Annotated in this window: 16 protein-coding genes; 10 read left to right on the top strand and 6 right to left on the bottom strand. The window is 56.6% G+C overall.

The genetic code is table 11. The features are described from left to right. Positions 1-101 precede the first annotated feature (101 nt). The 5 genes from parC to ABLV78_RS03600 all read left to right on the top strand — a co-directional run bounded on the left by parC (position 102) and on the right by ABLV78_RS03600 (position 7,678). Positions 102-2,360, top strand: a complete 2,259-nt coding sequence (parC, locus tag ABLV78_RS03580; protein ID WP_045392162.1) for a DNA topoisomerase IV subunit A — start codon at positions 102-104, stop codon at positions 2,358-2,360. A gap of 186 nt (positions 2,361-2,546) precedes the next feature. Further along, the gene (gene plsC / locus ABLV78_RS03585) at positions 2,547-3,284 is read left to right on the top strand and encodes a 1-acylglycerol-3-phosphate O-acyltransferase (protein ID WP_045377717.1); all 738 of its coding nucleotides are present in this window, start codon (positions 2,547-2,549) and stop codon (positions 3,282-3,284) included. An 83-nt stretch (positions 3,285-3,367) separates the two neighbouring features. After that, positions 3,368-4,780, top strand: coding sequence for a cell division protein FtsP (gene ftsP / locus ABLV78_RS03590; protein WP_045392156.1), 1,413 nt, complete (start codon positions 3,368-3,370; stop codon positions 4,778-4,780). A 123-nt stretch (positions 4,781-4,903) separates the two neighbouring features. Continuing rightward, positions 4,904-7,087 carry a YgiQ family radical SAM protein gene (locus ABLV78_RS03595; RefSeq protein ID WP_047043034.1) on the top strand — a complete coding sequence of 728 codons (2,184 nt, stop codon included), beginning with the start codon at positions 4,904-4,906 and terminating at the stop codon, positions 7,085-7,087. A gap of 63 nt (positions 7,088-7,150) precedes the next feature. Next, a complete protein-coding gene (locus ABLV78_RS03600; RefSeq protein WP_047043031.1) occupies positions 7,151-7,678 on the top strand; it encodes a GNAT family N-acetyltransferase in 528 nt (175 codons plus the stop codon). A 34-nt stretch (positions 7,679-7,712) separates the two neighbouring features. Here ABLV78_RS03600 and dkgA read toward each other — a convergent pair whose 3' ends face one another. Further along, entirely contained in the window at positions 7,713-8,540 is an 828-nt protein-coding gene (dkgA, locus tag ABLV78_RS03605; RefSeq protein ID WP_015369664.1) for a 2,5-didehydrogluconate reductase DkgA, read from the bottom strand. 144 nt (positions 8,541-8,684) lie between these two features. After that, on the bottom strand, positions 8,685-9,848 hold the full coding sequence (gene yqhD / locus ABLV78_RS03610) for an alcohol dehydrogenase (RefSeq protein ID WP_047043028.1): 1,164 nt from the start codon (positions 9,846-9,848) through the stop codon (positions 8,685-8,687). Between the two features lie 198 nt (positions 9,849-10,046). Between yqhD and ABLV78_RS03615 the strand changes: the two genes are divergently transcribed. After that, positions 10,047-10,946, top strand: a complete 900-nt coding sequence (locus ABLV78_RS03615; protein WP_045392143.1) for an AraC family transcriptional regulator — start codon at positions 10,047-10,049, stop codon at positions 10,944-10,946. 74 nt (positions 10,947-11,020) lie between these two features. On the opposite strand, the gene yghB is transcribed toward ABLV78_RS03615, so the two are convergent. Further along, positions 11,021-11,680, bottom strand: coding sequence for a DedA family general envelope maintenance protein YghB (yghB, locus tag ABLV78_RS03620; protein WP_047043022.1), 660 nt, complete (start codon positions 11,678-11,680; stop codon positions 11,021-11,023). A gap of 129 nt (positions 11,681-11,809) precedes the next feature. Beyond that, positions 11,810-12,997, bottom strand: coding sequence for a cystathionine beta-lyase (gene metC / locus ABLV78_RS03625; protein ID WP_047043019.1), 1,188 nt, complete (start codon positions 12,995-12,997; stop codon positions 11,810-11,812). A 251-nt stretch (positions 12,998-13,248) separates the two neighbouring features. On the opposite strand from metC, the gene exbB reads away from it, so the two are divergent. From exbB to ABLV78_RS03640, 3 genes are all read left to right on the top strand, one after another. Further along, positions 13,249-13,980, top strand: a complete 732-nt coding sequence (exbB, locus tag ABLV78_RS03630; protein ID WP_015369670.1) for a tol-pal system-associated acyl-CoA thioesterase — start codon at positions 13,249-13,251, stop codon at positions 13,978-13,980. A gap of 6 nt (positions 13,981-13,986) precedes the next feature. Beyond that, positions 13,987-14,412 carry a TonB system transport protein ExbD gene (gene exbD, locus ABLV78_RS03635; protein WP_015369671.1) on the top strand — a complete coding sequence of 142 codons (426 nt, stop codon included), beginning with the start codon at positions 13,987-13,989 and terminating at the stop codon, positions 14,410-14,412. 131 nt (positions 14,413-14,543) lie between these two features. Further along, complete coding sequence (locus tag ABLV78_RS03640) at positions 14,544-15,038, top strand: TIGR00645 family protein (protein ID WP_032712529.1); 495 nt, start codon at positions 14,544-14,546, stop codon at positions 15,036-15,038. Positions 15,039-15,081: 43 nt separating this feature from the next. Here the strand turns inward: ABLV78_RS03640 and yghU are convergent, their stop codons facing one another. Together yghU and ABLV78_RS03650 are read right to left on the bottom strand one after the other, a co-directional pair. Beyond that, the gene (gene yghU / locus ABLV78_RS03645; protein WP_047043015.1) at positions 15,082-15,948 is read right to left on the bottom strand and encodes a glutathione-dependent disulfide-bond oxidoreductase; all 867 of its coding nucleotides are present in this window, start codon (positions 15,946-15,948) and stop codon (positions 15,082-15,084) included. A gap of 49 nt (positions 15,949-15,997) precedes the next feature. Next, complete coding sequence (locus tag ABLV78_RS03650; protein WP_015703498.1) at positions 15,998-16,558, bottom strand: DsbA family protein; 561 nt, start codon at positions 16,556-16,558, stop codon at positions 15,998-16,000. A 20-nt stretch (positions 16,559-16,578) separates the two neighbouring features. Here ABLV78_RS03650 and ABLV78_RS03655 point away from each other — a divergent pair, with 20 nt between their 5' ends. Next, positions 16,579-16,701 carry a hypothetical protein gene (locus tag ABLV78_RS03655; protein ID WP_306463112.1) on the top strand — a complete coding sequence of 41 codons (123 nt, stop codon included), beginning with the start codon at positions 16,579-16,581 and terminating at the stop codon, positions 16,699-16,701. Positions 16,702-16,714 lie beyond the last annotated feature (13 nt).

Below are 16,714 nucleotides of genomic sequence, written 5' to 3' on the forward strand. Positions count from 1 at the left end.
AACCGATCTCACTTCCTGTGACTCAGGGCGTGAGATCGGGTATTATCGCGGGTAGTTTTGCCGCCGCAATGGCCGCGTCCCAGATTGAGGATCCACGATTAATGAGCGATATGGCAGAGCGCCTCGCGCTACATGAATTCACGGAAAATGCCTACCTGAACTACTCCATGTACGTCATCATGGACAGGGCATTGCCGTTTATTGGCGATGGCTTAAAGCCGGTTCAGCGCCGCATTGTCTATGCAATGTCCGAGCTGGGCCTGAACGCCAGCGCCAAGTTCAAAAAATCCGCCCGCACCGTCGGCGACGTACTGGGTAAATACCACCCGCACGGCGACAGCGCCTGCTATGAAGCGATGGTGCTGATGGCGCAACCTTTCTCTTACCGCTATCCGCTGGTGGACGGGCAGGGGAACTGGGGGGCGCCGGACGATCCGAAATCCTTCGCGGCGATGCGTTACACCGAATCCCGTCTGTCGAAATACGCCGAGCTGCTGCTCAGCGAGCTCGGCCAGGGCACCGTCGATTGGGTACCGAACTTTGACGGTACGCTGCAGGAGCCGAAAATGCTGCCTGCGCGTCTGCCGAACATTCTGCTGAACGGCACCACCGGCATCGCCGTTGGTATGGCGACCGATATCCCGCCGCACAACCTGCGTGAAGTGGCGCAGGCGGCGATTACGCTGCTGGAAAAACCGAAAACCACCCTCGATGAGCTGCTGGATATCGTGCAGGGGCCGGACTACCCGACCGAAGCGGAAATCATTACCCCGCGCGCGGAAATTCGCAAAATCTATCAGAACGGCCGTGGTTCGGTGCGCATGCGCGCCGTGTGGGCGAAAGAAGACGGCGCGGTGGTGATTAGCGCGCTGCCGCATCAGGTGTCCGGCGCGCGCGTGCTGGAGCAGATCGCCGCGCAGATGCGTAACAAAAAGCTGCCGATGGTTGATGACCTGCGTGATGAGTCGGATCATGAAAACCCGACCCGTCTGGTGATCGTGCCGCGTTCCAACCGAGTGGATATGGAGCAGGTGATGAACCACCTGTTCGCCACCACCGATCTGGAAAAGAGCTACCGCATCAACCTCAACATGATCGGCCTGGACAACCGTCCGGCGGTGAAAAACCTGCTTGAAATCCTGACGGAGTGGTTGACCTTCCGTCGTGATACCGTGCGTAACCGCCTGAACTACCGTCTGGAAAAAGTCCTCAAGCGCCTGCACATCCTCGAAGGTTTGCTGGTCGCGTTCCTCAACATTGATGAAGTGATTGAGATAATCCGCCACGAAGATGAACCGAAGCCGGCGCTGATTGCCCGCTTCGGCATCAGCGAAACCCAGGCGGAAGCGATTCTGGAATTAAAACTGCGTCATCTCGCCAGGCTGGAAGAGATGAAGATCCGCGGCGAGCAGAGCGAGCTGGAAAAAGAGCGCGATCAGCTGCAGGCGATTCTGGCGTCTGAGCGCAAGATGAATAACCTGCTGAAGAAAGAGCTGCAGGCCGATGCCGATACCTTCGGCGACGATCGCCGTTCGCCGCTGCGCGAGCGCGAAGAAGCGAAGGCGATGAGCGAGCACGATATGCTGCCGTCCGAGCCGGTCACTATCGTTCTGTCGCAGATGGGCTGGGTGCGTAGCGCCAAAGGTCACGATATCGATGCGCAGGGGCTGAGCTACAAAGCCGGCGATGGCTGGAAAGCGTCGGTGAAAGGCAAGAGCAACCAGCCGGTGGTATTCATTGATACCACCGGGCGCAGCTATGCCATTGACCCGATTACGCTGCCTTCCGCCCGCGGCCAGGGCGAACCGGTCACCGGTAAAGTGACGCTGCCGCCGGGCGCGAGCGTAGAACATATGCTGATGGAGGCAGACGATCAGAAGCTGCTGATGGCTTCCGATGCCGGCTACGGTTTCGTCTGTACCTTCAACGACCTGGTGGCGCGCAACCGCGCCGGTAAAGCGCTGATTACGCTGCCGGAGAACGCGCATGTCATGCCGCCGCTGGTCATTGAAGACGATGCCGATATGCTGTTGGCGATCACCAACGCCGGGCGCATGCTGATGTTCCCGGTGAGCGACCTGCCGCAGCTGTCGAAAGGCAAAGGCAACAAGATTATCAACATTCCATCTGCGGAAGCTGCCTCCGGCCAGGATGGTCTGGCGCATCTGTTTGTCCTGCCGCCGCAGAGCACGCTGACTATCCACGTCGGCAAGCGTAAGATCAAACTGCGTCCGGAAGAGCTGCAAAAAGTCACCGGCGAGCGCGGTCGTCGCGGTTCGCTGATGCGCGGCCTGCAAAAAATCGACCGCGTGGAGATCGACTCCCCGCGCCGCGCCTCGGCTGGCGACAGCGAAGAGTAAGACCCGCATCCTTCACCTGGCTGGAGGATGCGAAAATTTGCCGCAAAATCGTTGTTTATTCAGGCATTGCGATTAACATGTCCTCCAGGGGCGGAGATTTTCCGCCCCGCGTTGAGAGGGCTGCGGTGTCCTGAACCTGTTATTCTACAGGGATAACGCTAAGCGGTTTGGGTTTCAGAGGAAGCTATGTTATTTATTTTTCGACTAATTTTTGTTGTCATTTATTGCATCGTGGTGTGCATATTTGGCAGTCTTTACTGCTTGTTCAGCCCGCGCAACCCTAAGCACGTCGCGACGTTTGGTCATCTGTTTGGCCGTCTGTCCCCGGTATTCGGCCTGAAAGTCGAGCTGCGTAAGCCTGCGGACGCGGAAAGCTACGGCAATGCGATCTACATCGCTAACCACCAGAACAACTATGATATGGTGACAGCGTCGAACATCGTGCAGCCGCCGACGGTTACCGTGGGTAAAAAAAGCCTGTTGTGGATCCCGTTCTTTGGCCAGCTTTACTGGCTGACGGGCAACCTGCTGATTGATCGCAATAACCGAACCAAAGCGCACGGCACTATTGCTGAAGTGGTGAATGCGTTTAAAAAGCGTAAAATTTCGTTCTGGATGTTCCCGGAAGGAACCCGCAGCCGCGGCCGCGGTCTGCTGCCCTTTAAAACCGGCGCGTTCCACGCGGCCATCGCCGCTGGCGTGCCGATTATTCCAGTATGCGTGTCGAATACATCGAACAAAATTAAACTCAATCGCTGGAACAACGGTCTGGTGATTGTCGAGATGCTGCCGCCGGTCGATACCAGCCAGTTTGGTAAAGATAACGTGCGCGCGCTGGCGACACACTGCCGCGAGCTGATGTCCGCTAAAATCGCCGAGCTGGATAAAGAAGTGGCCGAGCGCGAAGCGGCTGGAAAGAAATAATACAGGAAACGCCGCGAACGCGAGCGTATTGCTGGCGGGAAACGAATTCCCTTTTTGCATTGTCAGTATTTCATGGAGTTAATATGTCACTCAGTCGGCGTCAGTTTATTAAGGCTTCAGGTGTAGCGCTGTGCGCGGGCGCCGCGCCGCTGAAGGCTCATGCCGCCGGCCAGCAGCCGGCGCTCCCCATACCGCCTCTGCTGGAATCCCGTCGCGGTCAGCCGCTGTTTCTGACCCTGCAACGTTCCCACTGGTCATTCACCCAGGGCACGCGCGCGCCGGTATGGGGCATCAATGGCCGCTACCTCGGGCCGACCATTCGCGTCTGGAATGGCGATGACGTCAAACTTATCTACAGTAACCGCCTGACCGAAAACGTCGCCATGACGATTCGCGGCCTGCAGGTGCCGGGGCCGCTGATTGGCGGCGCGGCGCGCATGATGTCGCCGAATGCGGATTGGGCGCCGGTGCTGCCGATCCGCCAGGGCGCGGCCACGCTGTGGTATCAGGCGAATACCCCGAACCGGATGGCGAAACAGGTTTACAACGGTCTGGCGGGAATGTGGCTGGTGGAAGACGAGGTCAGCAAAAACCTGCCGATCCCAAACCACTACGGCGTTGATGACTTCCCGGTGATTATTCAGGATAAGCGGCTGGATAACTTCGGCACCCCGGAATATAGCGAACCGGGCAGCGGCGGCTTCGTTGGCGATACCCTGTTGGTCAACGGCGCGCAGGGGCCGTATGTCGAAGTCTCTCGCGGCTGGGTACGACTGCGTTTGCTGAATGCGTCTAACTCGCGCCGCTATCAGTTGCAGATGAGCGATGGTCGTCTGCTGCACGTTATCTCAGGCGATCAGGGCTTCCTGCCGGCGCCGGTCTCACTTAAGCAATTGTCGCTGGCCCCCGGCGAGCGGCGAGAAATTCTGGTGGATATGACCAACGGCGATGAAGTGTCGATTACCTGCGGCGAAGCGGCGAGCATCGTCGACCGTATCCGCGGTTTCTTCGAGCCGTCGAGCATTTTGATCTCCACGCTGGTGCTGACGCTGCGTCCGACCGGCCTGCTGCCGCTGGTTACCGATAGCCTGCCGGTGCGGCTGCTGCCGACCGAGCTGCTCTCCGGCACGCCGCTGCGCAGCCGCGATATTACGCTCGGCGACGACCCCGGCATCAATGGCCAACTGTGGGATCCGCAGCGTATTGATATCACCGCCCAGCAGGGAACGTGGGAGCGCTGGACCGTTCGCGCCGACCGCCCGCAGTCGTTCCATATTGAAGGCGTGATGTTCCAGATCCGTAACGTTAATGGAACGATGCCGTTCCCGGAAGACCGAGGCTGGAAAGATACCGTATGGATCGACGGGCAGGTAGAACTGCTGGTGTATTACAATCAGCCTTCCTGGCCGCACTTCCCGTTCCAGTACCTGAGCCAGACGCTGGAACTCGCCGACCGCGGCTCGATTGGCCAGATTCTGGTGAATCCGGCGCCGTAATATCCGCAACCCTGGCCGCAACACGGTCAGGGTTTGAGAAAATCCTCCTTCATTTCCACTATCATTCCGGCTTATAATCCACGCCCTTTTGGTTATTTTTTTATCATTTTCCCCGGAAGCAATATGAGCGCAATATCCCTGATCCAGCCGGATCGTGACCTATTTTCCTGGCCGCAATACTGGGCTGCCTGTTTTGGCCCTGCGCCATTTTTACCAATGTCGCGTGAAGAGATGGATCAACTTGGCTGGGATAGCTGCGACATTATTCTGGTGACCGGCGACGCCTACGTCGACCATCCAAGCTTCGGCATGGCTATCTGCGGCCGTATGCTGGAAGCGCAGGGCTTCCGCGTAGGGATCATCTCCCAGCCGGACTGGAACAGCAAAGAAGACTTCATGCGCCTGGGTAAGCCGAATCTGTTCTTCGGCGTGACCGCGGGCAATATGGACTCAATGATCAACCGCTATACCGCCGACCGTAAGTTGCGCCATGACGACGCCTATACCGCCGGCAACGTCGCGGGTAAGCGCCCGGACCGCGCGACGCTGGTTTATACCCAGCGCTGTAAAGAGGCATGGAAAGACGTGCCGGTGATCCTCGGCGGTATTGAGGCCAGCCTGCGCCGTACCGCGCACTACGATTATTGGTCCGATACCGTGCGCCGCTCGGTGCTGGTGGATTCGAAAGCCGATATGCTGATGTTCGGCAACGGCGAGCGCCCGCTGGTTGAAGTGGCGCATCGTCTGGCGATGGGCGAGGACATCGGCGATATTCGCGATGTGCGTAATACCGCGATCATGGTAAAAGAGGCGCTGCCGGGCTGGAGCGGCGTTGACTCCACGCGCCTGGATACGCCGGGCAAAATCGACCCGATTCCGCATCCGTACGGTGAAGACCTGCCGTGCGCAGACAACAAACCGGTGGCGCCGAAAAAAGCCGAGGCCAAAGCCGTTGTCGTGCAGCCGCCGCGGCCAAAACCGTGGGAAAAAACCTACGTGTTGCTGCCTTCCTTTGAGAAGGTCAAAGGCGACAAAGTGCTGTACGCTCACGCGTCGCGCATTCTGCACCATGAAACCAACCCAGGCTGCGCCCGCGCGCTGATGCAAAAGCACGGCGAGCGTTATATCTGGGTTAACCCGCCGGCGATCCCGCTGTCGACTGAAGAGATGGACAGCGTCTTTGCGCTGCCGTACAAGCGTGTGCCGCATCCTTCTTATGGCGATGCGCGTATCCCGGCCTACGAGATGATTCGCTTCTCCATTAACATCATGCGCGGTTGTTTCGGCGGCTGTTCTTTCTGCTCGATCACCGAACACGAAGGGCGCATCATCCAGAGCCGCTCCGAGGATTCGATCATTAATGAAATCGAAGCGATTCGCGACACGGTTCCCGGCTTTACCGGCATTATTTCCGATCTTGGCGGCCCAACCGCCAATATGTATATGCTGCGCTGTAAATCGCCGCGCGCCGAGCAGACCTGCCGTCGTCTGTCGTGCGTCTATCCGGATATCTGCCCGCACATGGACACCAACCATGAGCCGACGATCAATCTGTACCGTCGCGCCCGCGACCTGAAAGGCATCAAGAAAATCCTTATCGCATCGGGTGTGCGTTACGACATCGCCGTAGAGGATCCGCGCTATATCAAAGAACTGGCGACCCACCACGTCGGCGGCTACCTGAAGATCGCTCCGGAGCATACCGAAGAGGGGCCGCTGTCGAAGATGATGAAGCCGGGCATGGGCAGCTACGACCGCTTTAAAGAGCTGTTTGATACCTATTCGAAGCAGGCGGGTAAAGAACAGTACCTTATCCCGTACTTTATTTCCGCCCACCCCGGGACGCGCGATGAAGATATGGTGAACCTGGCGCTGTGGCTGAAGCGTCATCGCTTCCGTCTCGACCAGGTACAGAACTTCTATCCGTCGCCGCTGGCGAACTCAACCACCATGTATTACACCGGCAAGAACCCGCTGGGTAAAATCGGCTATAAGAGCGAGGACGTGGTGGTGCCGAAGGGCGATAAACAGCGCCGTCTGCATAAAGCGCTGCTGCGCTATCACGATCCGGCAAACTGGCCGCTGATCCGTCAGGCGCTGGAGGCGATGGGTAAAAAGCATCTGATTGGTTCACGCCGTGACTGCCTGGTACCGGCGCCGACGCTGGACGAGATGCGTGAAGCGCGTCGCCAGAACCGTCATACCCGCCCGGCGCTGACCAAGCATACGCCGGTTGCGCATCAGCGCCAGACGCCGGCCGCTCCGGGGGCGAAAAAGCGTATTAAGCCGAAGACAGCGTCCCGCTAAGACGCTTCCCCGGCGGTTGCGATCGCCGGGGGAAAACCTGTCATATAAGGAGAGAGAACGATAATGACGCCGGTAATCCTGTCGCGACAACAATTGGAAATGTTGTGGGAGATAGATCGCAGTGAAATTATCGACACCCTTTATAAGCTCGATAATGGCCGGCTTCAGGCGTACCCGCAATATTATGATGTGCGAGGTTGGGATCCTCACGATCGCCAGATTTATACGCCTATTCACGAGGCCTGCTACGATCGCGGCGGTATTTTTTTCGCCTTTTTCGAGCAGGATAAAATCATTGCCGCGGCGGCGATTGATACCTTGCCACGGGGTAAAAATGGCGATCTACGCCAACTGCTATTCTTTTATGTGGGCGCGGCGCAGCGCGGTCAGGGATGGGGGCGACGTCTGTTTGATTATGCGCTGCAACAGCTTCCTGCCCTTGACGCGTCCGGCCTGTATATTTCGTCCATCCCTAACAAAAGTACCGTTGATTTTTATCTTTCCCAGGGCTGTCGTTTAATTGATGAGCCCGACCCGGAGCTATTTGCGCTGGAGCCTGAGGATATCCATTTAATTTGCGAAAGCCTTTAGCGCCGCGCGGCGCTAAAGGCAAAAGTGAAGGGGATTACCCGCCGAACTGATCCGGGTCGGGGCCGAGACGTTTGCCCTGGTCCAGCTTAGCGATTTCACTGAGTTCGTCTTTGTCGAGACGGAAGTCCCAGACGTCAAAGTTTTCCGCAATACGCGATGGCGTGACGGATTTCGGGATCACCACCAGTCCGCTGTCGAGATGCCAGCGAATGACGATTTGCGCCGGCGTTTTGCCATATTTATCCGCCAGATGGTGAATAATCTTCTGATCGAAAACTCCCTTGCCGCCCTGCGCTAATGGGCTCCAGGATTCGGTCTGGATTTTGTGGGTGGCGTTCCAGGCGTGCAGCTGGCGCTGCTGCATTAACGGGTGCAGCTCAATCTGGTTGATCACCGGAGCGACGCCGGTTTCATCGATCAGCTTTTGCAGATGCGGCACCTGGAAATTACACACCCCGATGCTTTTTGCCAGCCCCTGCTGCTGCAGTTCGATCAGCGCCTGCCAGGCTTCGACGTAATGGCCTATCGCTGGCACCGGCCAGTGGATTAAATAGAGATCCACATAGTCCAGTTTCAGCTTGCTGAGGCTCTCTTTTAGCGCTTCATGCGGCCGTTTTTGATCGTCATTCCACAGTTTGGTGGTGATGAAGAGCTCATCGCGATTGACGCCCGCGCTGCTTAACGCGTTGCCGACGCCAGCCTCATTTTGGTACGCGGCGGCGGTGTCAAAAGAACGATAACCGACTTCCAGCGCCTTATGAATGGCGGAGACGACTTCCTCGTTGCCTGCTTTCCACACGCCGAGACCCAGCTGCGGCATCAGGTTGCCGTCGTGTAGTTTAATAACGGTTGGATGTGTCATGCCTTCCTCCTGTTAATGAACTCAGCGTTAAAAATCCGCCGAGGGGTAGCATTAAGTCTGGACGAAATAGCTAAAAACGGTAGTAAAAACACCTCTCCCGGACGTTTGTTTAACGTAAGGAGAGGTGAATCAGGCGGGGATAACTTAGCGGGCAGCCTCGTAAATACGGCGGCTGACGTCCAGAGTGATATCCTGATTTTCGCCAAGCTTAGTCATGCCGTGTTCTTCCAGTTTCGCCAGCAGCGCCGGGATGGAGCTACCGTCAAGACCGTAATCGGAAAGGCGAGTCGGCACGCCCATCTGCTCGAAGAAACGACGGGTTGCGGCGATAGCGGCATCGATACGTTGTTCTTCGGAACCTTCGGTAATATTCCACACGCGCTCGGCGTACTGCAGCAGCTTAGCGCGCTTGGTATCGCGTTTCTCATTCCACAGCGCCGGCAGCACGATAGCCAGCGTCTGAGCGTGATCCAGGCCGTGCATCGCCGTCAGTTCGTGGCCGAGCATGTGGGTCGCCCAGTCCTGAGGGACGCCTGCGCCGATGAGACCGTTCAATGCCTGCGTCGCCGCCCACATAATGTTGGCGCGCACGTCGTAGTTCTCCGGCTCCTGCAGCGCTTTCGGGCCATCTTCCACCAGCGTCAGCAGAATGCCTTCGGCGAAACGGTCCTGAATTTTGCCGTTTACCGGATAGGTCACGTACTGCTCAACGGTATGGACGAAAGCGTCAACGACGCCGTTAGCGACCTGGCGCGGCGGCAGGGTGTAGGTGTAAACCGGATCGAGGATTGCGAAGACCGGCTGAACGTGTTCGGACATAAACGCGCGTTTATCGCCGGTGGTTTTACGCGAGATAACCGCGCCTTTGTTTGATTCGGAACCGGTCGCCGGCAGGGTCAATACCGAGCCCATCGGAATGGCGCGAGTAATCTTGCTGCCGTAGGTTTCCAGAATTTCCCACGGATCGATATTCGCGTCATAGTGCGCGGCCGCGGCGATAAACTTGGTGCCATCAAGCACCGAACCGCCGCCAACCGCCAGCAGGAAGGTCACTTTCTCTTCGCGGGCGAGTTTTACCGCGTTCATCAGCGTTTCGTAAGACGGGTTTGGCTCAATCCCGCCGAATTCCAGCACGTCAAAGCCAGCCAGCGCGCTCAGTACCTGATCCAGTACGCCGGTTTTCTTCACGCTACCGCCGCCGTAAGTCACCAGCACGCGAGCGCCGGCTGGGATTTGTTCGCGCAGGTCGGCGATGGCGCCTTTGCCGAACAGAATGCGGGTTGGGGTATGTAAATTGAAGTTATTCATGGCTGGTGCCCTCATAAAGATGAAACTCCCGGCAGAAAGGACGACTCTCTGCCCGATGGCGGCTATTGTGTTCCTGCGCCCGTTTCCTCTCAATGCACATTCCTGCCATTGTCTTGCCCATTTCTCCATTTGGCTGGAGAAAAGGAAGGAAACTACGCACAATAAGGACGTAGAAAAATCGTCGGAGAAGCAGCGAAAATGAACCGTGCCGAGATATGCCAGCTATTAACAGACAAGGTTAACAAACTGAAAGATAAGCAAGAAATGCTAAGTGATCTGCTGCCGGATATCCGTCTGCTGTACGGGACACAGCCGGGCACCCGTACGCCGGTGATGTACCAGCCGGGGATCGTTTTTCTCTTTTCCGGCCATAAAATTGGCTATATCAATGAACGAACCTTCCGTTATGACACCAACGAATACTTACTGTTAACCGTCCCGCTACCGTTCGAATGCGAAACCTTCGCGACTCCGGAAGTGCCGCTGGCGGGAATGCGGTTGAATGTCGATATTTTGCAGTTGCAGGAGCTGCTGATGGATATCGGCGAAGATGAGCTTTTTCAGCCGTCGGTCGCTTCCAGCGGGATCAACTCGGCGGTGCTATCAGAAGAGATCCTCTGTGCGGCGGAACGCCTGTTAGACGTGATGGAGCGACCGCTGGACGCGCGCATTCTCGGCAAACAGATTATCCGCGAGATCCTTTATCACGTCCTGATTGGCCCCTGCGGCGGGGCGCTGCTGGCGCTGGTGAGCCGGCAGACGCACTTTAGCCTGATTAGCCGCGTCCTGAAGCGCATTGAAAGCCAGTACACCGAAAACCTCAGCGTCGACCAGCTGGCGGCGGAAGCGAATATGAGCGTCTCGGCGTTTCACCATAACTTTAAATCGGTTACCAGCACCTCGCCGCTGCAGTATTTGAAGACCTATCGCCTGCATAAGGCCAGAATGCTGATGATTCATGACGGCATGAAAGCCAGCGCGGCGGCGATGCGCGTCGGCTATGAAAGCGCCTCGCAGTTTAGCCGTGAGTTTAAACGCTATTTTGGTATTACACCGGGTGAAGATGCCGCGCGTATTCGCACGATGCAGGGGATTTGATAAGGATGCGGCGCCTGTAGCCCCGGTAAGCGCCAGCGCTACCGGGGATTTTGAGACCATCCGGCGCGAGTGAATCAGGCGCTGCAGTATTTCTTCTTGATAACGACGATAACCGTACCAACGAGGCCGGTTACCAGCAGGGCGATCGGTAAAATCATCAGGCAGGTCATGACCTGGTCTTCGTGGTTTTTCACGAACGGGATCATGCTCAGCGCATAGCCGAGACCGGTGACGACGCCAACCCACAGCAGACCGCTGAGCCAGTTAAAGAACTGGAAACGACGATTCGGCAGGCCGGAAATACCCGCCATGGTTGGCAGCAGGGTGCGGACAAACGCCAGAAAGCGTCCGGCCAGCAGCGCCAGCAGGCCGTGTTTATCAAACATGTTGGTGGCGCGCTGATGATATTTGTGCGGCAAATGCGACAGCCAGCCTTTAACCACAGTGGTATTACCCAGCCAGCGCCCCTGTAAATAGCTCAGCCAGCAGCCGAGGCTGGCGGCGGCGGTCAGAATGGCGAGAGTGGGGACAAAATCCATGACGCCTTTGGCGATTAACGCGCCAGCGAGCAGCAACAGGCTATCGCCCGGTAAAAATGAAGCCGGCAGCAGCCCGTTTTCCAGAAACAGGGTCGCGAACATGACCAGATATACAAAACCCACAACGTGAGGGTTTGCCAATGCGGCAAAATCATGTTGCCACAGCGCGGCGACAATCTCTTGAATGACAACCATGGACTTTCCTAAGTGGTACCGTTTTTCGACTAGTGTACTCCTGAAGCGGCCCGAGCACCTTGATCCCGGGCGCAACAAAAGCGGCCGCTTTTCTGAAAGCGTCCGCTTTTGTTGCCACTTCCTGTCACTTTACACGATACGCGCGAAACCTGCCGCTAAATCCGCCAGCAGATCGTCAACATTTTCTAAACCTATGTGCAGTCGAATAAGAGTGCCGCTGAAATCCACTTCCGCCCCGGGGCGGATGGCCGCGATATGTTCCGGCTGGTTGGCGAGGATCAGTGATTCGAACCCGCCCCACGAGTAGGCCATGCTGAACAGGCTGAAGTTGTCCAGATAGGCTGACAGTTCGGCGTCGGTCAGACGTTTATTAAGGACGAAAGAGAACAGACCGCTGCTGCCACTGAAGTCGCGCTTCCAGAACTCGTGGCCCTTGCTGCCCGGCAGCGCCGGATGATTGACTCGCGCCACCTGCGGGTGCTGCGCCAGCCATTCGGCGACGCGTAGACTGCTTTCATGATGCTGACGCAGGCGGACGCCAAGCGTACGCAAGCCGCGGCTGGTCATGTAGGCGGTGTCGGCATCGACCATCTGGCCCATCAGATAGGCATTTTCACATAATTGCTCCCAGCAGCGGGCGTTGGCCACCGCGGTGCCGATCATCCCGTCGGAGTGGCCAATTAAATATTTCGTTGCCGCCTGAATAGAGATATCGATACCAAAATCGAGCGCTTTAAACAGTACCCCTGCCGCCCAGGTGTTATCGATCATGATAATGGCTTCCGGCGCGACGCGGCGCACGGCGGCGACGATGGCCGGCACATCATGCACTTCCATGGTGATCGAACCGGGGGATTCAAGAAACACGACTTTAGTATTGGGTTGAATCAGGTTGGCGATATCCGCGCCGATTAGCGGATCGAACCAGCCGGTCGTCACCCCGAGCTTCGCAAGGATCTTAGTGCAAAAGTCCTGGCTGGGTTCATAGGCGGTGTTGGTCATTAACACATGGTCGCCCTGTTCGACGAAGGCCAGAATCGTGTTGGCGACCGCGGCCGCGCCGCAGGGGAAGAGGGCGCAGCCGGCGCCGCCTTCCAGTTCGCACATGGCTTCCTGCAGCGAAAAGTGGGTCAACGTGCCGCGGCGGCCATAAAACAGCTCGCCTTTGGCGCGGTTACGGGTGGCGTGTTTTTTAGCCTCGACGGTATCAAACACCAGCGATGAGGCGCGTTGGATAACGCTATTCACCGAACCCTGAGTATATTTTTTACGGCGCCCGGCGTTGACCAGCGCGGTATCAAGATGTTTATCAGCCATGTTATAGAAACCTGTTTTTATACGTCTGGACGTCTAAACTACCATGAATACCGGTTTGTGTACCGGGCCGGAAACGATACAGGCAAAAATTTTCCCGAAACCGGCGTCAGCCGCTTTTTTACTGCGTAAGCGCAAAGAAAATAAACGTGATTTGCTGCACAGTGTAAATACTAATGAGAACCACTATCAATTCGATGTCGTTTTGATATTATTATGCTCAGTTTTTGTGATTGACGTCCTGGAGAAACAGTGTGGGTAATAATTTGATGCAGGCGGATCTCTCCGTTTGGGGTATGTATCATCACGCCGATATTGTCGTTAAGGTTGTGATGATTGGCTTGATTCTGGCTTCGGTAGTCACCTGGGCTATCTTCTTCGGCAAGGGCGCCGAAATGTTGTCCAGCAAGCGTCGCCTCAAGCGTGAGCAGCAGCAGCTCAGCGAAGCGCGTTCTCTCGATCAGGCTAACACTATCGCGAATGGATTCCATGCTAAAAGCCTGACCACTCAGCTGATTAACGAAGCCAATAATGAGCTGGAACTGTCGGCAGGCGTGGATGACAACGAAGGCATTAAAGAACGTACCGGTTTCCGCCTTGAGCGCCGCGTGGCGCAGGTTGGCCGCTATATGGGCCGCGGCAACGGTTATCTGGCGACTATCGGCGCCATCTCTCCGTTCGTCGGCCTGTTCGGTACCGTCTGGGGCATCATGAATAGCTTTATCGGTATCGCGCAAACGCAGACCACTAACCTCGCGGTTGTCGCGCCGGGTATCGCTGAAGCGCTGCTGGCAACGGCGATTGGTCTGTTTGCCGCGATCCCGGCGGTGGTTATCTACAACGTTTTCGCCCGCATGATTGCCAGCTACAAAGCCTCTCTCGGCGATGTGGCCGCGCAGATTATGCTGCTGCAAAGCCGTGACCTTGACCTGAACGCCAGTGGTTCTCAGCCGCTGCGTCCGGCGCAGAAATTACGGGTAGGTTGATCCGCTATGGCGATGCATTTTAACGAAAACCTCGATGATAACGGCGAAATGCACGACATTAACGTGACGCCGTTTATCGACGTCATGTTGGTGCTGTTGATTATCTTCATGGTGGCGGCGCCGCTGGCCACCGTGGACGTCAAAGTCAATCTGCCTGCCTCATCCAGTCAGCCGCAGCCGCGTCCGGAAAAACCGATTTACCTGTCGGTGAAAGCCGACAAATCGATGTTCCTCGGCAACGATCCGGTGACCGAAGAGAGCGTGATTGCCTCGCTGGACGCGCTGACTCAGGGTAAGAAAGACACCACCGTGTTCTTCCGCGCCGACAAAACCGTCGACTACGAGACGATGATGAAAGTGATGGATACGCTGCATCAGGCCGGTTACCTGAAAATTGGTCTGGTGGGCGAAGAGACCGTCAAAGCGAAGTAATTTCCCCCAGGATATCTCCCGAAAGGCCAACACTGCGTTGGCCTTTTTTATTTCCCCGCCGCCTGCACACCGTTTTGATATGGACCAGCTGCGATATAATGGCCGCCATTTTTACAAACTGACAGGATCTTATGGAACGCTTTCTGGAAAACGCTATTTATGCTTCGCGCTGGCTGCTGGCGCCGGTTTATTTCGGCCTCTCGCTGGGGCTTATCGCGCTATCGATAAAATTTTTTCAGGAGATATTCCACATCCTGCCGCATATCTTCAGCGTCGGCGAGTCGGATCTCATTCTGACGCTGCTTTCGCTGGTCGATATGACGCTGGTGGGCGGGCTGCTGGTGATGGTGATGTTTTCTGGTTATGAAAACTTCGTCTCGACGCTGGATATTAACGAAGGTAAAGAGAAGCTCAACTGGCTTGGCAAAATGGATGCGACATCGCTGAAAAACAAGGTGGCGGCGTCGATTGTGGCTATCTCTTCCATTCATCTGCTGCGGGTGTTTATGGATGCGAAGAACGTGCCGGATAACAAGCTGATGTGGTACGTCATTATCCATCTCACATTTGTGCTGTCAGCCTTTGTGATGGGCTATCTCGATCGCCTGACCAAGGTAAAACACTGATGTGACAACTTACCCGGCAGCTTCGCGCCGCCGGGTAAGGGCATCACGCCTGGCGTTTGTCTTCGGTCTGCGTGTCGAAATCGCGGGCGTCATGGCGCTCGTGCAACTGCTCGTCGAGCGGGCCATTGGTGCGGTTAACTATCCGCCCGCGCTTCACCGCCGGGCGATTGCCCACATCCTGCGCCCAGCGCAGCACGTTAACGTAACTGCCGGCATCGAGGAATTCCGCGGCGTTATAGACGTTGCCCAGCACCACGTTGCCATACCACGGCCAGATCGCCATATCGGCGATGGTGTACTCTTCCCCCGCCACAAAGCGGCCGCGCGCCAGCTGCTTATCCAGCACGTCGAGCTGACGTTTCGCTTCCATGGTAAAGCGGTCGATGGCGTACTCGATTTTCACCGGCGCATAGTTATAGAAGTGGCCAAAGCCGCCGCCGAGGAACGGCGCTGCGCCCTGTAGCCAGAACAGCCAGTTCAGCGTTTCGGTGCGCCCGGCCGGGTCTTTCGGCAGGAAGAAACCAAATTTTTCCGCCAGATAGAGCAGGATGCTGCCGGATTCAAATACCCGGGTCGGCGGAGTGGTGGAGTGGTCGCTCAGCGCCGGGATCTTCGAGTTTGGGTTCACTTCGACAAAGCCGCTGGAAAATTGATCGCCTTCGCCGATACGAATCAGCCAGGCATCATACTCAGCGCCAGCCACGCCCAGCGCCAGCAGCTCTTCCAGCATGATAGTCACTTTCTGCCCGTTCGGCGTGCCCAGCGAATAGAGCTGTAGCGGGTGATTGCCAACGGGCAGCACTTTTTCATGCGTCGCGCCGGAAACCGGACGGTTGATATTGGCGAACGCGCCGCCGTTATTCTGTTTCCATTCCCATACTTTCGGTGGTTGGTATTGATTGTCGGACATACTGACCTGCCTCTTTAGTAAGGTGTACAAAAAAGTCTAGCAGCTAATCTCAGGCCATAATCCGCGCGGCCCACACGCTGACGTCATCGCCGCTGCCGAGATCGGGCTGCACCAGGCCGTTGACCATAAACGTCGGCGACACATGGATGCCGTTCTGGCGGGCGTATTTACTGTGCCATTTGATTTCGTTTTGCAGCTCAGGGCGGGCAAATGCCGCCGCCAGCGACACGTGGCTATAGCGCTCAAGGCGCTCGATAATTTGCTGCGGAGTGGTATTCATATTCGGCCCGCTGCAGTGGTCGGTGAATTCAAACTCTTCACGATGATCGGCGACCGCCTGCAGGACTTTGTGCGCCTGCTCTCTGCCGTGCGGCAGGGTGGAGGCGGCCAGCACGCAGCGCACGATTACCCCGGAAAACAGATGCCACGGCTGGGACTGCAGGCGAATCTTAATCGTGACGTTCTCGGCGCCGACTTCATCCAGCAATTCATCGAGTTTGTTGAAGGCGCGAACGGAAAACGGACAGGTTGGTTCGAGGAATACTTCAAAAGTCCGTGGGCCATGTCCCCAGACCAGCGGCTGGGCATTGAGATGCGAAGGTGCGCTCATTGTCGACTCCTGATGTAGTGATGTTTTTTTGTTATGTGTTGGCTAACAATATCACTTTTGCCAATGGACGCCGGGTTATTTTCTATAAGGGCACGTTTAGCGAATCGAATGAGTGGTATCATCATTTCACCTCTGTCTGGTAAGTGCCTGCGGCAG

The organism is Klebsiella sp. CN_Kp075 (assembly GCF_040065055.2).
GTDB classification, from domain to species: Bacteria; Pseudomonadota; Gammaproteobacteria; order Enterobacterales; family Enterobacteriaceae; genus Klebsiella; species Klebsiella aerogenes.